This window comes from Adlercreutzia shanghongiae (assembly GCF_035830635.1).
GTDB lineage: Bacteria > Actinomycetota > Coriobacteriia > Coriobacteriales > Eggerthellaceae > Adlercreutzia > Adlercreutzia shanghongiae.
Genome location: NZ_JAYMFI010000015.1, coordinates 22,383 through 40,265, shown reverse-complemented (window position 1 = coordinate 40,265; position 17,883 = coordinate 22,383). Strand labels below are relative to the sequence as shown.

Below are 17,883 nucleotides of genomic sequence, written 5' to 3'. Positions count from 1 at the left end.
TTACGTTAGATCCCCGGACGCATCCAGCGAAACCGCCTCCCCCGAGGTGGCTACGGGAAGGCGCAGCAACGCCGCGTAGAAGTCCTTGGTGCGGGCGAGCACCTCGCGAATGCTGTAGCGCTGCTGGTTGTCGTAGGCGCCCTTGTCGCAGGCCACGCCCCACGTATCCATGCCAAGGCAGTCGGCGGCGAACATAGCGCGATAGAGGTGGTAGGCCTGGGTGGCCACGATGATGCGCTCGGCCCCGAAGACATGGCGCGCCCGCCACATCGATTCATAGGTGGTGTTCCCGGCGTGGTCTACGTACACATCCTCGCTCGGCACCCCCAGGGTCACGCAGTAGGCCTTCATAGCGTCGGATTCGTTGTAATGGGAGGTGCGGTTGTCGCCGCTGACGATAATCGCCCGGGCCGCGCCGGCCTTGTACAAGTCGCACGCCACTTCCAAGCGGTCGGCCAGAATGTCGCTCGGCGTGCCGTCAGGGTACACGCTTGCCCCCAGCACCACCACCGCATCGGCCGGGTCGGCGGCAAGGGCCGATGCCGCCCCGTCCACCGTGACGACCCTCTCGCGCGTCGCGGCCACGGTCACCACGTTGGCCACCGCCACCGCGAGCCCAGCCACAACAACCGCAACGAGAAGAACCGCGAGCACGCGGCGCCGCAGGGGCTTGGAACGGGTCTGGTCGCGCACCGCAGGGCACCTCCTCGTTACGTATTCGGAAAGCGGAAGGAACTACTATAGCAAATTTGAAGTTCCCTGGCAGTGAGGGAAATAAGCCCCGATAAAGTTGGTATACTGGGCAGGTTAAAAAACTGTTGCCTATTCGTAACGCTAACGAATCGCCGAGTGTTTTCAAAGGACGCGTGCTATGTACCAATGCCCGGTAACTTTCTACCTCGTTGGTCTGACCGACGAGATTGAACGCATCATTCGCGATGCAAAGCCTCTGCCTTCGTTTACCCATAGCTTCACTTCCAGCGACGAGCCCAATACCGAGCTGGCCGCGGGCGCCGGCACCATCTTCGCCGACGTCACCGGCAAAGACGCCGTGGCCTGGGCCGAGACGCTTCTCGCCCGCCGCAAGCCCACCTGCACCGTCACCCTTATCGCCTCCCACGAGCAGATCGACCAGCTCGCGCCTTTCTTCGGTCAAATTGCCGATATATGGACATCCCCCGTCAGCGCCGTCGAGGCAGCCTACCGCTTCGACCACTGGCAGCGCGGGTGCAAGCGCTACGCCGACGCCTGGGAAACGAGCCAGTTCCTCGAGGCCACCATCAACTCCATCCCGTCGCTGGTGTGGTACAAGTCCGACGACGGCATCCACCACAAGGTGAACGACGCTTTCTGCGCCACGGTGAACAAGGCCAAAGAGCAGGTGCAGGGCCGCGGCCATGCCTACATCTGGGACGTGGAAGCCGACGACCCCGCCTGCATCGAATCCGAGCGCCAGGTCATGGAGACGAAATCCACCATCGTCTCGGAAGAGACCGTGCAGACCAGCGACGGCACGCGGCTGCTCACCACTTACAAATCTCCGCTCTACAACATTGACGGCTCGGTCATGGGCACCGTCGGCGTCGGCATCGACGTCACCAAAGAGCGCGCCTTCGAAAACGAGATCGTCGAGAAGAACCGCACCATGGAGACCATCTTCACCACCATGGAGTGCGGCGTGATCACCCACTCGCTCGACGGCACGCGGCTTATCGGCGCCAACCAGGCCGCACTCAACATCTTGGGCTACGAGTCCAGCGACGAGCTCATGGCCGCCGGCTTCGACATGGTGGCCCCCTCGGTCATCCCCGAAGATGCCGCGCGGCTGCGCGACTCCATCAGCATGCTGAAGCACGTGGGCGACTCGGTTAGCACCGAGTACCGCGTGCGCCACAACAATGGCGACATCCTCCACGTTCTTGGCAGCGTGAAACTCATCGAGAATGACGGCGAGCTGTTCTACCAGCGCTTCCTTCTGGATTACACCGACAAGAAGCTGGAAGAGGTGCAGAGAGATCGCCGCCAGAACGACCTCATCCAGGCGCTTTCGGAAGACTATCTGGTCGTCTGCTCTTTCAGTCTCGATTCCGAGAAGGGCATGGCCTTGCGCGTGAGCGACGGCGAGCACCGTGGCTTGGACGAGCTGTTTGCCGGCGCTCTCAGCCTAGATAGCTGCATCGACGGCTACATCGAGGCGAACGTCGTCGAAGAGGACCAGCCCATGCTGCGCGAGGCACTTTCGGCGAAGGGCCTTCTCGAAGCGTTGGCCGACCAGGCGCGCACCCACGTGAACTACCGCATTCACCGCGACGACGCCACGGAGTATTGCCAAGCCACCGTCGTTCGCAGCGGCGATTGGCAATTCTCCCACGACGTCGTTTTGGGCCTGCGCAGCGTGGATGCCCAGACCCGCGAGGAGATGAAGAAAAAGGCGCTGCTGGAAGAGGCCCTCACCGAGGCCAACCGCGCCAACGCGGCCAAAAGCGCGTTTCTCTCCAACATGTCTCACGACATCCGCACGCCCATGAACGCCATCGTGGGCTTCACCACTCTGGCGGCCAGCCGCATCGACCAGCAGGAGAAGGTGCGCGAATATCTGGACAAGATTCAGTCCTCCAGCACCCACCTGCTGAACCTCATCAACGACATTCTGGACATGAGCCACATCGAGAGCGGCAAGGTGTCCTTGGACGAGCAGCCCTACAACCTCGTCGATCTGCTGGACGACCTCTACAGCATCATCCAGGCCGAAACGAGCGCGCGCCAGCTGTACTTCTCCGTGAACACCGACGGCATCCGCCACACCGACGTGCGCTGCGACAAGCTGCGCCTCAACCAGATTCTGCTGAACCTGCTCGGCAACGCGCTGAAATTCACCAAGCCCGGCGGATTTATCAAGGTGAAGGTGGAGGAGTTGGACGGGGCGCCGGCAGGCTACGGGCGCTTCCGCTTCAAGGTGTCGGACACCGGCATCGGCATGAGTCCCGAATTTGTCGAGCACATCTTCGACCCCTTCGAGCGCGAGCGCACCTCCACCATCAGCGGCATCCAGGGCACGGGGCTGGGCATGGCCATCACGAAGAACCTCGTTGACATGATGCACGGCTCTATCGCCGTGGAAAGCGAGAGAGACGCGGGTACCACCTTCACCATCGAGCTGGATTTGCAGCTGGCGAGCAAAAGCGATGCGGCCCAGGCCAAAGCAGCCAAGACGCCGCACCTCGACCCGAGCCATTCCATGCGCGGCAGCCGCATTCTGCTGGTGGACGACAACGACCTCAACCGCGAGATCGCCATCACCCTTCTGGAAGACGAGGGCTTCACGGTGGAATACGCCGTCAACGGCTGCGAGGCCGTCGAAAAGCTCATGGACGCCCCTTCGGGCCACTTCCAACTGGTGCTCATGGACGTGCAGATGCCCGTCATGAACGGCTACGAGGCGACCAAGGCCATCCGCCGCTTGAACGACCCGGCCCGCGCCCGCATCCCCATTCTCGCTATGACCGCCGACGCCTTCGAGGAAGACCGCCAGAAGGCCCTGCGCTCCGGCATGAACGGGCACCTCACCAAGCCCATCGAGATCGATAAGCTCTTCGCTGCCTTGGACGCAGTGCTGAGCTAGACGGCGACGATATTCACCAAACGGCCGGGGACGTAGACTTCCTTCTTTACGGTCTTATCCTGCAGATTGTTCAGCACGGCGGCGCGAGCGGCCTCGAGCACTTCGGGCTCGGGAGCGTCGGCAGGCACCTTAATGCGGCACTTGATCTTGCCGCAAATCTGCACGGCCAGCTCCACCTCGTCGGCCTTGGCCTGCTCAGGATCGAACTCGGGCCAGGGCTGGTCGTAGACGAAGCCCTCGTTGCCCAGCGCCACACGCCACAGCTCGTCGGCGAGATGCGGCGTGATGGGCGCCATGAGCTTCACCAGCACCTCGGCCACCTCGCGGCTGAACGCGCCGGCAGTTTCGCAACCCAGACGGCGCTCGGGCGACGCCGCACGCAAGAACGGCGTGGTCGCGTTCACGAGCTCCATGATGGCAGCGATGGCCGTGTTGAAGTTGTTGCGCGCGAAGTCTTCCTCGACCTTGCCCACCACGCGGTGACGCTCGCGGCGCAGCGCGTCCATCGCCTTGTGAGTGGTTTCCTTATCGGCCTCAGTGCCGCCGAACAGGGTGTCCTCCCCCGCCTGGCCACACAGATCGTGCACGACGCGCCACACGCGGTTCAGGAACTTGTACATGCCCGGCAAGCCGTCGTCGTTCCACAGCTTCTCCTTCTCGGGCGGGCCCAAGAACAGGATGTAGGCGCGCACGGCATCGGCGCCGTACTCGGCGATGACCGCCTCGGGCGAGACCACGTTGCCCTTCGACTTGCTCATCACATCGCCGTGGGCGTCCAGCACCATGCCCTGGCACAGCAGGTTCGTGAAGGGCTCGTCGAAGTCGAGCAGGCCCATGTCGCGCATCACCTTCGTGAAGAAGCGGCTGTACAAAAGGTGCAGGATGGCGTGCTCGATGCCGCCGATGTACTGGTCCACGGGCATCCAACCGTTGGCCTTTGCCGGGTCGAAGGGCGCATGGATGTTGTGCGGGTCGGTGTAGCGCATGTAGTACCAGCTGGAGCAGGTGAACGTGTCCATGGTGTCGGTCTCGCGCCGGGCCGGGCCGCCGCAGTGGGGGCAGGTGGTGTTCACGAAGCCCGCGTGGGTGGCGAGCGTCTCGCCGGCGGCCAGGTCGATGTCCTCGGGCAGGCGCACGGGCAGATCCTCCTCGGGCACGGGCACCACGCCGCACTGCTCGCAGTGGATGGCCGGGATGGGGTTGCCCCAGTAGCGCTGGCGGCTGATGAGCCAGTCGCGCAGGCGGAACTCCACGGTGCGCTTGCCGCGGCCCATGTCCATAAGGGCGGCCACCACAGCTTCTTCGCCTTCGGAATGCTTGCCACCGGTAAGGCCGGTGAAGCGGCCGCTTTGCACGAGCTGGCCCTCGGCGGCATAGGCCTGCGGCCAGTCCACCGAGGTGACCACACGGCCCTGCTCGTCTTTCAGCTGGGGATAGAGCGGGTCGTCCTCGGGCAGGATGATGGGGATGATGGGCAGATCGTATTTGCGGGCGAACTCGAAGTCGCGCTGATCGCCGCAAGGCACGGCCATGACGGCACCGGTGCCGTAGTCGGCCACGATGTAGTCGGCCACCCATACGGGCACCTTCTCGTTGTTGATGGGATTCACCACGTAGCGGCCCGTGAAGGCGCCGTGCTTCTCGTGGTCGCCCTGGGCGCGCTCCACGGCGGTCACCTTCTTGGCGGCTTCCACGATCTCCATGACCGGCGCCTCGTAGTCGGTGCCCTTCACCAGCGATTTCAGCAACTTACTCTCGGGGGCAAGCAAGAAGAAGCTGCAGCCGAAGAGCGTGTCGGCGCGGGTAGTGAACACGGTGATGATGTCGTCGTCGGCAGGCTCGGCCGGCACCACGCCCTCAGCGTCGCACAGGATGAAGTCGACGTTGGCGCCCTCGGAGCGGCCGATCCAGTTGGCCTGCTGCTGCTTCACGCGCTCGGGCCAGCCCTCCAGCTGGTCCAAATCGTCCAGCAGCTCCTGGGCGTAGTCGGTGATCTTGTAGTACCACTGGGTGAGGTCGCGCTTCTCCACCTCGGAATCGCACCTCCAGCAGCGGCCCTCGATGACCTGCTCGTTGGCAAGCACGGTAGCGCAACTGGGGCACCAGTTCACCGGCGAGTTGCGGCGCTCCACCAATCCGCGCTCCCAGAACTTCAGGAAGATCCACTGGCCCCAGCGGTAGTACTCGGGGTCGCACGCCACCACCTTGCGGTCCCAGTCGTAGGAAAAGCCCATGCGCGAGAAGCTCTTCTTCTGGGTCTCGATGTTCTCGTAGGTCCAGATAGCCGGGTGGCTGTGATGCTTGATGGCCGCGTTCTCGGCAGGCAGACCGAAGGCGTCCCAGCCCATGGGATGCAGCACGTCGAAGCCGCACATCTTGGCGTAGCGGGCGGCCACATCGCCGTAGGTGTAGTTGCTCGCATGCCCCATGTGCATGTCGCCCGAGGGGTACGGGAACATCTCCAGCACGTACTTCTTCGGACGATCGGAATTCTCCGGCACGGTGTACAGGCCGGCCTCTTCCCAGGCCAGCTGCAGGCGGGGCTCGATCTCATGGGGGTTGTAGGCTTTCATGGCGCTCCCTCGGAAAACGTGGCTTTCGACCGCGCGATTCCCGCGGCCGCGAGTTGATTTCCCCATTATAGCGATGCGCTGCCCCAAGAAACCCCCACGAGTTGGAACTGCGCCACCAAGCACGATGGGCGGAAAACAACAATGGACCCAGCGGACAAATCGCGCTAGACCCCATTAAAGAATCTCGGGAACCCGAAGGGAACAAAAGGTTGGTTGCAATATCTAAAGCTGGTTTCAGGAAAACTAACTCCCCAGGTCAAAACGGTGTATTTGGGAATTGACCCTACGCGCCAGGCGAACGAGAAATCTTCTTCCCCTTCCTCAGTTTTCGCATTAGGAGAAATAGTGGCTTGTATCTCTAGCCAATTTTGCTATTATTGGCTTTATTTCTAAGCCAATATTGGAGACTGGTCATGAACGAAACGATATTGGAAAAGATTCAGGGCTTTTCTCTCGATGCCTACCGACCCATCTTCCCCCGAGAACTGAATTTGGGCGAACCCCTTGAACCAAAGGCGGGTAATCTGGCTACCGTCATTACTGGCATGCGAAGGAGCGGAAAGAGCTACCGCTTATTTCAGGCTATGGATTCACTAGAGCAGTGCGGGGTGGAATCCTCTCGCATGCTCTATTTCAACTTCGAGGACGACCGACTCGATCCCGTAACCCCCCGAACAGGCGATGACGTGCTTGAAGCCTTCTTCTACCTGCACCCCGAAGCTCCCACGGAAGGGTGCTATCTTTTCTTCGATGAGCTACAGGAAATGACGGGGTGGGGAAAATGGCTTCGGCGCATCATTGACACCACGAAGGCAACAATCTTCGTAACGGGATCTTCATCGAAAATGCTATCGGCTGAGTTTTCTACCGAACTGCGAGGACGCACCCTTGAATTCATCCAATATCCCTACAGCTTCCGCGAGTATGTGCGGTTCCACTATTCGAATATCGACACTGATGCCCCTGCATTCTCCACTACTGATCGCGTGCGGCTTCAAGGCGCATTCCGAGATTACCTCCGGCGAGGGGGCTTTCCCGCCGTCCAGAACCAAAGCGAGCCACAGGCTGTTTCCATGCTTCAAGGGTATGCCCAGCGCGTAGTGGCCCGCGATGTGCTCGAGCGCCACGACCTCGGAAGCCCGCGCGGCATTACGGCCTTCTCGCGCAAAATCATGCGCTTGTGCGGCCGGCTACTGTCGCTGAGAAAAACCGAGAACGAGCTTAAGTCCGCCGGCTTTCCCATCGGACGGGCCCTCTTAAGCGATGCGCTTTCCTACTTCGGAGAGGCTTTTCTCATCTACTCTGTTCGGGAACGATCGCGCACGGTTGCCGACAAAGACGGCGGCATGGCAAAGGCGTATCCTATAGACCCAGGTCTCGCGCGCGCCAATGCGCCGGCATCAACCATCGATGAAGGACAGGCCCTCGAAGATGCCGTATGCATTGAACTGCTCCGATCCCTCGACGTCGCTCGCGATGCGGCCGTATCCTATCTCAAAACGAAAGAGCATGGCTACGAAGTCGACTTCGTTGCAGGGGATGCTCTTTTCGACAGCGACATTCAGCTCGTTCAGGTTGCCACGAACCTTGAGGGCGAAAAGACGCGCCGGCGAGAATACCGTGCCCTTTGGGAAGCTATGAGCGAATTCGGCCTAAAAGAATCCGTTCTTGTAATTGAGGAGGGATTCGAGGAAAACATCGAGCGTGGCGAAAGGGTCATTCATTGCATTCCTGCCTGGAAATGGTTCTTGCGACCTCTTGATCGCAGCGATTGGCCTCCCTCTGCTTCCTGAGCTAGACCGAATTCGTCGAGGCTGCCGCGTAAGCCAAACACCGCGTTTCGATTTCGCGAACGGGAGGTGGGACAATCGCGAACAGGGCGATGGGCCACCTGCGCACTGCGAGGGCTATACTTCGGATAAAGCACTCGCCTGACAGGGGATAAAGCGTCTGGACGCCTTTGCGAAAGGAGCGCATCATGCACGAAATGGCACTGGTCCACCCGATTGTCGATACCGTGCTCGAGCACGCCGCGAGCGTCGGCGTCGCCGAGGTATCCGCCGTCCACCTGACCATCGGCGACGGCCGCGACGTCATCGAGGACTATATGCAGGGGCTGTTCACCTTCCTGGCCCGCGGCACCGTGGCCGAAAACGCGAAGCTCGTCATCAGGCATGTCCCCTACACGGTGCGCTGCAACGAGTGCGGGCACGTGTTCCCGCTGAACGTGCGCGATTCCTCCACCTGGACCTGCCCCGGCTGCGGCGCCCACCGCAACTACCACCTGTATTCCGGCATGGAGTTCACCCTCGACCAGATTGTTGTCGCCCGCTTCGCCGACAGCGCAGTAGCCTAGGGCAGACACCGCCCTCGAGGATCCCTCGCCAGAACATACTTCCACCCCGCGGAATACCGCTCGCAAAAGCAGGGCTTGAGGGGGCACCGGCGCAAACGGGGTTCGGGAGACGCCAGTGCGAGCGGCAGCGCTCGATGCACGAAACTCCTTGCTTATTGACACTGCGAATGATATATCTTGTCTCGCCTGCATCGCAGAGGATCGGCCGTCCGTGGTAAAGTCCGATCAGTCGATCCCAGGCGAGGCGGAAGCAATGCGCTATGGAGAAGCGGGGGTATCTATGAGGCTGTCCTATCTCAAGGAATTAGTCACGCTGGCAAGCTACACGAAGCTCACGAGCGCCGCCCGGGCGCTGCACATGTCCCCTTCCACGCTCAGCCAGCACCTAGCCGCCATCGAGCGGGAAATAGGCTGCGAGCTTTTTTCCCGCGAGAACGGATTCACGCTGACCCGCGAGGGCGAGACCGCCCTCGAGCACGCGCAGAAGATCATGTTCGAGTACAACGAGCTTTTGCGCGATTGCGCGGTCGATGGCAACACCACCCTGCGCCTGAGCTTCCCGGAGTTCGATATCCTCGAGCCGCCCATCGCCGCAGCTAAGGAGGCCTTCCTCGCAAAGCACCCGGGCACTAAAGTTATCCTCAGCTCCAACGAATACGATTTCGAAGACCCCCTGGAAATTCTGGCCGATGGGCTGAGCGACGCCTCGGTCATCTTCCTCGTGCGGGGCGCCAGCCGCCCTATCGAAGGTACCGTGCCAAACGATGTCGCCTGGGCCCGCATCGGCTCCTACCACTGCGTTTTCGCCTGCACGCCCGAGCACCCCACGGCGGGCAAAACCACGCTGGGAGCAGCGGAACTCGACCGCGCGACGGTCATCGCCGCGCTGAATCCCGTCTCGTCCATCATCATGGAAGGCGTCACCGAGCGACTCGAGGAAAGCAACGTTTCCCTCCAGGTGCTCTACAAGCGCATCTTGCGCAATTCCGAGGCCTTCCTCAAGCACCTCGACGACGAGTACGTCTTCTGGCTCGAGCCCATGGAGGGCGCCCCCGGCGACTTCGACCTTCCTGACCATCCCTGTGCCCGGTTCGAGAGCGAGCTTATCGCCGACGCCTACTTGCTATACCGGCCTGCCTCGCTCAGCCTCCTCCAATGCGAGTACCTCAATCTCGTTAGAGATCTTAACTACCCTGTTTCCGCTGTTCAATAGGCTTTTCGCTTTTGCGAATCTTCCGTTTGCGTTTCGCGAAGCGGCGCTGCGTAAAACCTCAACGAGACGATAACCTAACCCTGTTGCTCAGCGTCTAGAATGAGGGCGTCTTCAAGGAGGAGACGCCCGAGATGTCCGACGGCGACCCGAAGGCGGCCCGCGGTCGGACAGACGCAAGAGACGGAGGATCTGCCATGATGGGGAACATTTCTCGTAGAAACTTTCTAAGCGCAATCGGTGCCATGGGCGCCCTCGGCGCTGCCGGCGCCATGGGCACGATGACCGGCTGCGCTCCCAAGGTGCTCAACGCGCCGGAGCTTCCCGACACAGGTACGGCCTACGCGGCCCAGGAGGGCGAGGTGGTGCTGAGCGACGGCACCGTGTGGCGCGGCACCCCGCCGGAGATCGCGGCCCTGGGCGGCTCCACCATGCCGCTCGAGGAGCTGAACCGCCGCCGTAAGGAGTACGTCGACGCGCAGACCGAGTGGGTGAAGGAGGACGGCACCGTGGTGCCCGCCGCCTACGTGAAGATGCGCGCGCTCATTCACACCCACGGCTTCGGCTGCGGCGAGGGCCTGAACGACGCCATGTTCGAGCGCATGATGGACACCTTCACCGAGGAGCAGGTGGAAGCCTACCTGGATATGCCCTGGGGCGTCGAGTTCACCGTGAACGAGTACTACCACAAGTGCCGCAAGGAGGGCATCGAGCGCACCTACGAAGAGTGCAAGGAGCTCTGCGAGTTCTTCAGCGAGAAGACCTACCTGCCCTTCCGCACGCGCAACGAGGGCCGCACCTACAACATCCCCGGCTTCGCCGAGGGCGTGAACACCTACACCTACTGCGACGAGTACTATGCCGATCCGGAGAACTTCGTGTGGCCCCTGCTCGGCAGCATGGGCCTGGCCGAGGACCATGCGCTGTCCGGCACGCCGGTGTTCATGTCGGTGCCCCTGAACAAGGACGTGGTCTCGGAGGAGAGCGAGCTTCTGGCCTACGACGACTTCGACCAGGTTATCCGCGATCACGAGTACATCGCCGTGCAGCCCTGCTCCTGCCGCTACGAGACCTACGTGTTCGAATGCCACGAGAAGGGCGAGCCCTTCCCCACCTTCAAGGATTTTGCCACAGGCGAGTTCACCGACTACCGCGACAACAACGGCGACTGCATCGAGACCTGCCTTGCCCTGGGCGACGATGCCGAGTACCTGGTGTCGCTGGGCCTCGGACGCCGCATTACCCAGGAAGAGGCGCTGGAGATTGTGCAGCGGGCGCGCGATGCGGGCTTCATCCTGCACTGCCTCTACGGCAAGGAGCACGCCTGGGCCTGCATGTGCAACCCGAAGGTCTGCGGCATCACCGCGCAGTGGGAAGCGGGAGCTGCGACCCTCGGCGGCTGGGAGGAGCTGCAGGAGCAGTCCGTCGCCTTCAACCATCGCTCCCACTATGAGCTGGAAGTCGACCTCACCGAGTGCATTACCTGCGGAACCTGCGCCGGCCGCTGCCCCATGGGAGCCATCACCATGGACGGCATGGGCGGATCCCCGCAAGTGACCGACTATCTCTGCCAGCGCTGCGGCCAGTGCGCCTACGTCTGCCCGCAAAAGGCCCGCAAGCTGGTCAAGCGTCCCGATGATGAGATTCCGGAGCTCCCGCACCAGCTGGAGGACGATTACAACCTGAAGGCCGCCTGGCGCTTCGAGCACAACCTCATCGGGCGCGACAACGCCCGCGAGAGCCTCGCCCACTTCTAAGCCGATGGGAGCATGGGAGAGCACGCCGGAGGCCATCGCCCGTCTGGGCGCCTCCACCATGCCCCTTTCCGAGCTCAACCGCCGGCGTCGGGCGTATATCGACGCGCAAGCACCTTGGGTCAACGGGGACGGCACCGTCGTCCCCTCCTGCTACGTGAAGATGCGGGCGCTCATCCACACCATGGGCTACGGCGCCGGCAGGGGTCTGAACGACGAGATGTTCAGGCCCCTGCAAAGGCTCTTCACCGAGCAAGAGGCCGAGGCCTATCTGCAACTGCCCTGGGGCGTGGAGTTCACTGTCGAGGAGTTCTTCGAGAAATCCCAGGCCGAAGGCGCAGATCGCAGCCGCGAGGAATGCGCGGCCCTTTGCGAGCGATTCAGCGCGGCAGGATTCCTCCCCTTCCATCGCCGCGCTCGAGGCCTCACCTACAGCGTTCCCGGCTTCGCCGAGGGCGTGAACACCTACGCTTACAACGATACATACTTCGAGAATCCCCGGGACTGCGACTGGCCGTGCCTGGGCGAGGGCCTCGCCGCCGACCATGCCCGAGGAGGCACGCCGGCCTACAGCGTCATCCCCCTCGGGCGGGAGATCATGGCCGAGGGAAGCGACCTGCTCGCCTTCGACGACGCAGAGGCGCTTCTGAGGAAAAGCCCCTATATCGCCGTGCAGCCCTGCTCCTGCCGCTATGAGCAGCTGGTCTACGAATGCCAGAGGCTCGGCGAGTCCTTCCCCACCTTCGCCGACTTCGCCCGGGGCGACTTGACCGAGTTCCAAGATCGAAACGGCGATCGCATCGAGACCTGCCTGGCCTTGGGCGACGACGCCGAGTACCTGGTGTCGCTGGGCCTGGCGCGACGCATCGACGCCGATGAGGCGCTGGCAATCTTCAAGAGAGCCCGTGACGACGGAGCTATTATCCACGGACTATACGGGCAAAACCACGCGTGGCTCTGCTTCTGCAATCCGAAGGTCTGCGGCATACTGGCCCAATGGGAAGCGGGAGCCCAAGACCTCGGCGGGTGGGACGCGCTCGCCGACCTTCCCGCCTTCGCACACCGATCGAGCTACGAGCTCGTCTTCCATCGCGCGCAATGCCGGCGCTGCGGCCTCTGCGCCGCGCGCTGCCCGACAAAGGCCATCAGACGAGACGGCGAGGGACTTCCCGTGCTCGCCAACGACCACCTCTGCCACCGCTGCGGCCAGTGCGCCCTCATCTGCCCTGCCAAGGCCCGCGCGCTCACGCCGCGCCGCGAGGAAGACCGGCTCGTTCCGCCGCGCGATATGCTGGAAGACTACAACCAGAAGGCCGCCTACCGCTTCGAGCACGGCCTCATCGACTAGCAGCCCCCTTCGCGCCCCTACCGCACACGACGGAGCGAGGCGCCGCAGTTCCAGCACACCTCGCGGGCACCGTCGTTGTCGGCGGCGCAGACGGCGCAGGTCTTCACTGGGTGCGGAGCATCCACCTCGGTGGTGGGCAGTGGGGCGCCGACCCCCATCCCCGCGCCCCCGGCAGCCGCCGCGCCGGCCTCCGGTCGACCGGTCGCTTCCTGGTCGCCCCCGGCCTCGCGCGCCAGCACGCCCATGGCGGCGCGGATGCCCTGCACGCCCGTGATGCGCGCCACTTCCAGCTTGTCGCTTCTCCCCTTTTCGGTCATTTCGCGCTCCCGTTCCACGCCAGCCGCCTCTTTCGGGTACCATACCAGCAGAACGGAAAAGGAGCACCTATGAACTTCCACAACGCATCGTTTAAGGCCGCTTACGGCACGTCGGCCCAACTGCCCGCCTCCACGGGCCCCGAGGTGTCCTTCGCGGGGCGCTCGAACGTGGGCAAGTCGTCGCTGCTCAACAAGCTCATGTACCGCAAAGGCCTGGCCAAGGTGTCGGCCACACCGGGCAAGACGGCCACCATCAACTTCTACGACGTGGACGGCCGCGACTTGGTAGACCTGCCCGGCTACGGCTTCGCGAAAGTGTCGAAATCAGAGAAGGGCCGCTGGTCGGAGCTCATCGAGGGCTACTACAACCAGGATCGCGACTTCGCGCTGGTGGTGTCGCTCATCGACATCCGCCACGACCCCTCGGCGCTCGACCGCAACATGGTACGCTTCCTGCAGGACGCCGAGCTGCCCTTCGCCATCGCGCTCACCAAGGCCGACAAGCTCTCCAAGCAGCAGCAGCAAAAGCAGCGCGCCGCCATCAAGAAGGCCCTCGACCTGCCGAAGGGCACGCCTATCGTGGCGACCTCCTCCGAAAAGGGCGACGGCATCGACGAGCTGCGCACCTTGATCGCCAGCGCCATGGAGGGATAGGACCGCGCTAAGGCCGCAAGGACCGCGAAAGCCCTCTGAAACAGGGAGCGCCCCGGAGGAGGACCGGAGCGCTAAGGAGAGAGAAAGAGCCGCCGGCAAGCCAAACGGAGGAGCGAGCCTGCTGGGGCGTTCGGTAGGTAACGACTATTCGGCAACCTCGGCAATCAGAACTGCCGGAGCCTCGGGAGCCTCCTTCGGGGCCTTTGCGGCCTTCGGCGTGCCGAAGAAGAACTTCATGAAGTGCACGAAGACGTAGGAGACCATGACGGCGGCGAACAGCGTCTCCACGGCGATGAGCGCCTGGATTGCCGGCAGCGCCGGAATGGAGAAGCCGGCCGCGTAGAGCGCCTGCACGCCCTTGCCGAGCGCCATGGCGGAGATGACGAAGGGGAAGGTCATGGCCGCATAGCTCGGGTAGAACTGCAGGGCGAGGAACTTCGGCACGCGGGTGACGACGCCGACGAGCATCAGCTGGCCCAAGGCCATGAGCACGGCCACGAACACCGGGTTCGGGTCGGGCATAACCGCCAGGTAGCCCACCAGCGACAGCCCCATGGGCGCCGCGTAGATGCAGAACAGCGGACGGGCCCCCTCGGGAATCTCGTGCTTGATGTAGCGCGTCGTCACCACGGCGAGCAGCACCAGATAGCAGGCGAAGCCGAACCAGAAGATGCCCTGGCCGAAGGCCTCGGCGCCGAAGGCCGGCGACGTCACCGCGGCCACGATGATGCCCACGTAGCAGATGAAGTAGGTGGGAAACACCTCGGTGAGCTTGAAGCGGCGGATGTAGTACATCGTGAACCAGGCCATCAGCATGAAGTGGCCCGCCACCGCCGAGCACCACAGCCCGAAGGCCGGCACGATGGCCACAGGCGCCAGGTATCCGGCCAGCTGCATCAGGGTCATGAAGAAGGTGGCGGATACGCTCGCGAAAATGGAGTTCTTCATGTCGGCGCGCAGCATGGAGGGAAACATAATCAGCTTGGCCACGAGCATGGATACCAGAAAGAGGGACAGCGTCCCGCAGGCGATATGGGCGATTTCAGCGTAGGGCTGCAGCAGGTTGCCTAAAGCGGCCAGGCCCAAGGCCACGCCCGCTGTGGGGATGGGTACTTTTTTGATGATGTCGCGCATGGACTGCCTTTCCTCGGACTCATTGCGTATTAAAGGAATCTCGACCACGCATCGCCGGAGGTCTCGCAGCGATCCGCAGGAGTGAAGTGGCCTCATTATGCGCCGATTCTTACCAAAAGAAAACTTATATATACTTATGCACCAATTAGCAAACTTTATTGCTATGATACCCGGGAAAGAACAGCGAAAACTAGCCCAGAGAAAGGTGGCCCTATGCAGGATTTTCGCGTGAAAACCTTCCTCACCGTGTGCCGCACCATGAATTACACCCGTGCCGCCGAAGAGCTGGCGCTCACCCAGCCGGCCGTCTCCCAGCACATCACCTACCTGGAGCGCGAGTACGGCGCGAAGCTGTTCTCCTACCACCACAAGAAGCTGGAGCTGACCCCGGCAGGACGAGTGCTGCGCGACGGGCTGGCCACCATGGCCCATGATGATGCGCTGCTGCACGAACGGGTGGGAGAAGTGGCCCACGGGGCGGCCGTCAAGCTCCGCATCGGCATGACGTTGACGGCCGGCGAGTACGTAGTGGCCGCCCTCCTCGCCCGCTACCTGGCCGCCCGGCCCGACGTGCACGTCGCCGTGCGGTCCGGGGGCACGCAGCACCTGCTGGAGCTTCTGGACGAGGGCGCCATCGACTGCGCCTTTGTGGAAGGCCTCTTCGACAAGGCCCGCTACGCCTCGCGGCCCTTCTCCAGCGAGCGGCTTGTGCCCATCTGCGCGGCCGACCACGTCTTCCCCGCGCCTCCGCGCACGATGGAAGACCTCTTGGGCGAGCGACTCATCCTACGCGAGGAGGGCAGCGGCAGCCGCAACGTCCTTACCCATGCCTTGGCCCAGCGCAACCTCTCCCCCGCCTCGTTCGCCGACCACTTCGTCGTGGAGAGCCTCGACATCATCAAGATCTTCGTTCGGGCCGACTTGGGAGCTTCCTTCGTCTACGAAGCTGCCGTGCAGCGGGAGGTGCAGGAGGGCACGCTGCGCATCATCCCCCTTGCCGATGCGAGCATCTTCCACGACATCAGCTTCGTGTATTTGCGCAACAGCCTGTACGAGCGGGATATGGAAGACCTCTTCGCGGCCTTGAGTGCCTCGGGCTCCTAGCGCAGACGGCAAAAGAAAAGGCGCCCCGCTTGCCGCGGAGCGCCCGGAACACGCGCAAGACGCAGCAGGCGGAGCGCAAACGCGATTCGCCGTGCTCGCGAGCTTAGCGCGTGTTGCTGGCGTAGGGAGCCTTGTCCTTCAGCAGAACGTCGTGGGCGCCGCCCTCAACGATGGAGGTGGCGCTCACCAGCGTGAGCTTCGCCTTGTCCTGGAACTCGGGGATGGTGAGCGCGCCGCAGTTGCACATGGTGCTCTTCAGCTTCAGCAGCGTGATGGCCATGTTGTCCTTCAGGCTGCCAGCGTAGGGCACGTAGGAGTCGACGCCCTCTTCGAAGGACAGCGACTTCTTGCCGCCCAGATCGTAACGGCCCCAGTTGCGAGCGCGGGCGGAACCCTCGCCCCAGTACTCCTTCATGTAGGTGCCGTTCACCATGACCTTGGCCGAGGGACTCTCGTCGAAGCGGGCGAAGTAGCGGCCCAGCATGACGAAGTCGGCGCCCATAGCGAGCGCCAGCGAGATGTGATGGTCGTAGACGATGCCACCGTCGGAGCAGATGGGCACGTACACGCCGGTCTCGCGGAAGTACTCGTCGCGAGCCTTCGCCACCTCGATGGTAGCCGTGGCCTGGCCGCGGCCGATGCCCTTGGTCTCGCGGGTGATGCAGATGGAGCCGCCGCCGATGCCAATCTTCACGAAGTCGGCACCCGCGTCAGCGAGGAAGCGGAAGCCCTCGGCATCAACCACGTTACCTGCGCCAATCTTCACCGTGTCGCCATAGTGCTCGCGCACCCACTCGATGGTCAGCTTCTGCCAGTCGGAATAGCCCTCGGAGCTATCGATGCACAGCACGTCGGCACCGGCCTCCACCAGCGCCGGCACGCGCTCGGCGTAGTCGCGGGAGTTGATACCGGCACCCACCATGTAGCGCTTGTGGGAGTCGAGCATCTCGTCGGGGTTGCTCTTGTGGGAGTCGTAGTCCTTGCGGAACACCAGCGCCACCAGGCAGTCGTCGGCGTCCACGATGGGCAGCGAGTTCAGCTTGTGGTCCCAGATGATATCGTTGGCGGCCTTCAACGTGGTATCGGCCGGCGCCACCACGAGCTTCTCGCGGGGCGTCATGAAGTCGGCAACCTTCTCGTCCATGGACATGCGGGAGAGGCGGTAGTCGCGCTCGGTTACAATGCCGAGCAGCTTGCCGTGGGCGCTGCCGTCGGCGGTGACGGGCATGGTGGAGTGGCCGTAGCGGTCCTTCAGCTCGACAACCTCAGCGAGGGTCATATCCGGCGACAGGTTCGCGTCGGAGGTGACGAAACCGGCCTTGTAGTCCTTCACGCGGGCCACCATGGCGGCCTCGTCCTCGATGGACTGGTTGCCGTAGATGAACGACAGGCCTCCCTCGGTGGCGAGCGCCACGGCCATCTTGTCGTCGGAGACGGCGGCCATGATGGCCGACACCATGGGCACGGAAAGGGTGAGCGGGCACTCCTCCTCGCCCTTGCGGTACTTCACCAGGGGCGTTTTCAGGCTGACCGCCGCAGGCACGCAGTCGGCGGGCGTGTGGCCCGGCACCAGCAGGTACTCGTTGAATGTACGGGACGGTTCCTCGAAATAGTAGGCCACGGCTGCGCTCCTTCTTTCAAATCGGTGCCCTGAACGGTTAATTGATTCATTATAGGCCGAGAGCGCGCCCCTTTCCAGAGCGCACCCAGAGCGCACCATATTTTCGGCAGCGGCCTTCCCAAGCGCCCCGCAGGGAAAGGGCTCTGTCCTTTCCGCCTTCGACCCGTTGCGCGCCCGTTGCCGGAAGCCC

The 17,883-nt window shown here is 63.0% G+C and carries 13 protein-coding genes; 8 read left to right on the top strand and 5 right to left on the bottom strand.

What is annotated here, in order from left to right:
* Nucleotides 1-693 carry a SanA/YdcF family protein gene (locus tag VJ923_RS08095; RefSeq protein ID WP_326440353.1) on the bottom strand — a complete coding sequence of 231 codons (693 nt, stop codon included), beginning with the start codon at nucleotides 691-693 and terminating at the stop codon, nucleotides 1-3.
* A gap of 178 nt (nucleotides 694-871) precedes the next feature.
* On the opposite strand from VJ923_RS08095, the gene VJ923_RS08090 reads away from it, so the two are divergent.
* The gene (locus VJ923_RS08090) at nucleotides 872-3,622 is read left to right on the top strand and encodes a PAS domain-containing hybrid sensor histidine kinase/response regulator (protein WP_326440351.1); all 2,751 of its coding nucleotides are present in this window, start codon (nucleotides 872-874) and stop codon (nucleotides 3,620-3,622) included.
* Here VJ923_RS08090 and leuS read toward each other — a convergent pair.
* The gene (gene leuS / locus VJ923_RS08085; protein WP_326440349.1) at nucleotides 3,619-6,195 is read right to left on the bottom strand and encodes a leucine--tRNA ligase; all 2,577 of its coding nucleotides are present in this window, start codon (nucleotides 6,193-6,195) and stop codon (nucleotides 3,619-3,621) included. The genes VJ923_RS08090 and leuS overlap by 4 nt on opposite strands.
* A 413-nt stretch (nucleotides 6,196-6,608) precedes the next feature.
* Between leuS and VJ923_RS08080 the strand changes: the two genes are divergently transcribed.
* The 5 genes from VJ923_RS08080 to VJ923_RS08060 all read left to right on the top strand — a co-directional run bounded on the left by VJ923_RS08080 (nucleotide 6,609) and on the right by VJ923_RS08060 (nucleotide 12,863).
* A complete protein-coding gene (locus tag VJ923_RS08080; RefSeq protein ID WP_326440347.1) occupies nucleotides 6,609-7,988 on the top strand; it encodes an ATP-binding protein in 1,380 nt (459 codons plus the stop codon).
* 185 nt (nucleotides 7,989-8,173) lie between these two features.
* Nucleotides 8,174-8,551, top strand: coding sequence for a hydrogenase maturation nickel metallochaperone HypA/HybF (locus VJ923_RS08075; protein WP_326440345.1), 378 nt, complete (start codon nucleotides 8,174-8,176; stop codon nucleotides 8,549-8,551).
* A gap of 253 nt (nucleotides 8,552-8,804) precedes the next feature.
* Nucleotides 8,805-9,764 (top strand): LysR family transcriptional regulator, encoded by a 960-nt coding sequence (locus VJ923_RS08070; protein ID WP_326440343.1) that lies wholly within the window; start codon nucleotides 8,805-8,807, stop codon nucleotides 9,762-9,764.
* Between the two features lie 194 nt (nucleotides 9,765-9,958).
* Complete coding sequence (locus tag VJ923_RS08065) at nucleotides 9,959-11,518, top strand: ATP-binding protein (RefSeq protein WP_326440341.1); 1,560 nt, start codon at nucleotides 9,959-9,961, stop codon at nucleotides 11,516-11,518.
* Nucleotides 11,519-11,522: 4 nt separating this feature from the next.
* Nucleotides 11,523-12,863, top strand: a complete 1,341-nt coding sequence (locus tag VJ923_RS08060) for an ATP-binding protein (protein ID WP_326440339.1) — start codon at nucleotides 11,523-11,525, stop codon at nucleotides 12,861-12,863.
* Between the two features lie 17 nt (nucleotides 12,864-12,880).
* Here VJ923_RS08060 and VJ923_RS08055 read toward each other — a convergent pair whose 3' ends face one another.
* Nucleotides 12,881-13,198, bottom strand: coding sequence for a hypothetical protein (locus VJ923_RS08055; protein WP_326440337.1), 318 nt, complete (start codon nucleotides 13,196-13,198; stop codon nucleotides 12,881-12,883).
* A gap of 51 nt (nucleotides 13,199-13,249) precedes the next feature.
* On the opposite strand from VJ923_RS08055, the gene yihA reads away from it, so the two are divergent.
* On the top strand, nucleotides 13,250-13,834 hold the full coding sequence (gene yihA, locus VJ923_RS08050; protein WP_326440335.1) for a ribosome biogenesis GTP-binding protein YihA/YsxC: 585 nt from the start codon (nucleotides 13,250-13,252) through the stop codon (nucleotides 13,832-13,834).
* A gap of 144 nt (nucleotides 13,835-13,978) precedes the next feature.
* On the opposite strand, the gene VJ923_RS08045 is transcribed toward yihA, so the two are convergent.
* The gene (locus tag VJ923_RS08045) at nucleotides 13,979-14,968 is read right to left on the bottom strand and encodes a TDT family transporter (protein ID WP_326440333.1); all 990 of its coding nucleotides are present in this window, start codon (nucleotides 14,966-14,968) and stop codon (nucleotides 13,979-13,981) included.
* A 213-nt stretch (nucleotides 14,969-15,181) separates the two neighbouring features.
* Here VJ923_RS08045 and VJ923_RS08040 point away from each other — a divergent pair, with 213 nt between their 5' ends.
* Nucleotides 15,182-16,072 carry a LysR family transcriptional regulator gene (locus VJ923_RS08040; RefSeq protein WP_326440331.1) on the top strand — a complete coding sequence of 297 codons (891 nt, stop codon included), beginning with the start codon at nucleotides 15,182-15,184 and terminating at the stop codon, nucleotides 16,070-16,072.
* Nucleotides 16,073-16,175: 103 nt separating this feature from the next.
* Here the strand turns inward: VJ923_RS08040 and VJ923_RS08035 are convergent, their stop codons facing one another.
* Nucleotides 16,176-17,693, bottom strand: coding sequence for an IMP dehydrogenase (locus VJ923_RS08035; RefSeq protein WP_326440329.1), 1,518 nt, complete (start codon nucleotides 17,691-17,693; stop codon nucleotides 16,176-16,178).
* Nucleotides 17,694-17,883 lie beyond the last annotated feature (190 nt).

Bases quoted from the DNA above. Each gene is read 5' to 3' on its own strand.
- VJ923_RS08090 (WP_326440351.1), top strand. From the start codon at position 872: ATGTACCAATGCCCGGTAACTTTCTACCTCGTTGGTCTGACCGACGAG.
- leuS (WP_326440349.1), bottom strand. From the start codon at position 6,195: ATGAAAGCCTACAACCCCCATGAGATCGAGCCCCGCCTGCAGCTGGCC.
- VJ923_RS08080 (WP_326440347.1), top strand. From the start codon at position 6,609: ATGAACGAAACGATATTGGAAAAGATTCAGGGCTTTTCTCTCGATGCC.
- VJ923_RS08075 (WP_326440345.1), top strand. From the start codon at position 8,174: ATGCACGAAATGGCACTGGTCCACCCGATTGTCGATACCGTGCTCGAG.
- VJ923_RS08070 (WP_326440343.1), top strand. From the start codon at position 8,805: ATGCGCTATGGAGAAGCGGGGGTATCTATGAGGCTGTCCTATCTCAAG.
- VJ923_RS08065 (WP_326440341.1), top strand. From the start codon at position 9,959: ATGATGGGGAACATTTCTCGTAGAAACTTTCTAAGCGCAATCGGTGCC.
- VJ923_RS08060 (WP_326440339.1), top strand. From the start codon at position 11,523: ATGGGAGCATGGGAGAGCACGCCGGAGGCCATCGCCCGTCTGGGCGCC.
- yihA (WP_326440335.1), top strand. From the start codon at position 13,250: ATGAACTTCCACAACGCATCGTTTAAGGCCGCTTACGGCACGTCGGCC.
- VJ923_RS08045 (WP_326440333.1), bottom strand. From the start codon at position 14,968: ATGCGCGACATCATCAAAAAAGTACCCATCCCCACAGCGGGCGTGGCC.
- VJ923_RS08040 (WP_326440331.1), top strand. From the start codon at position 15,182: ATGCAGGATTTTCGCGTGAAAACCTTCCTCACCGTGTGCCGCACCATG.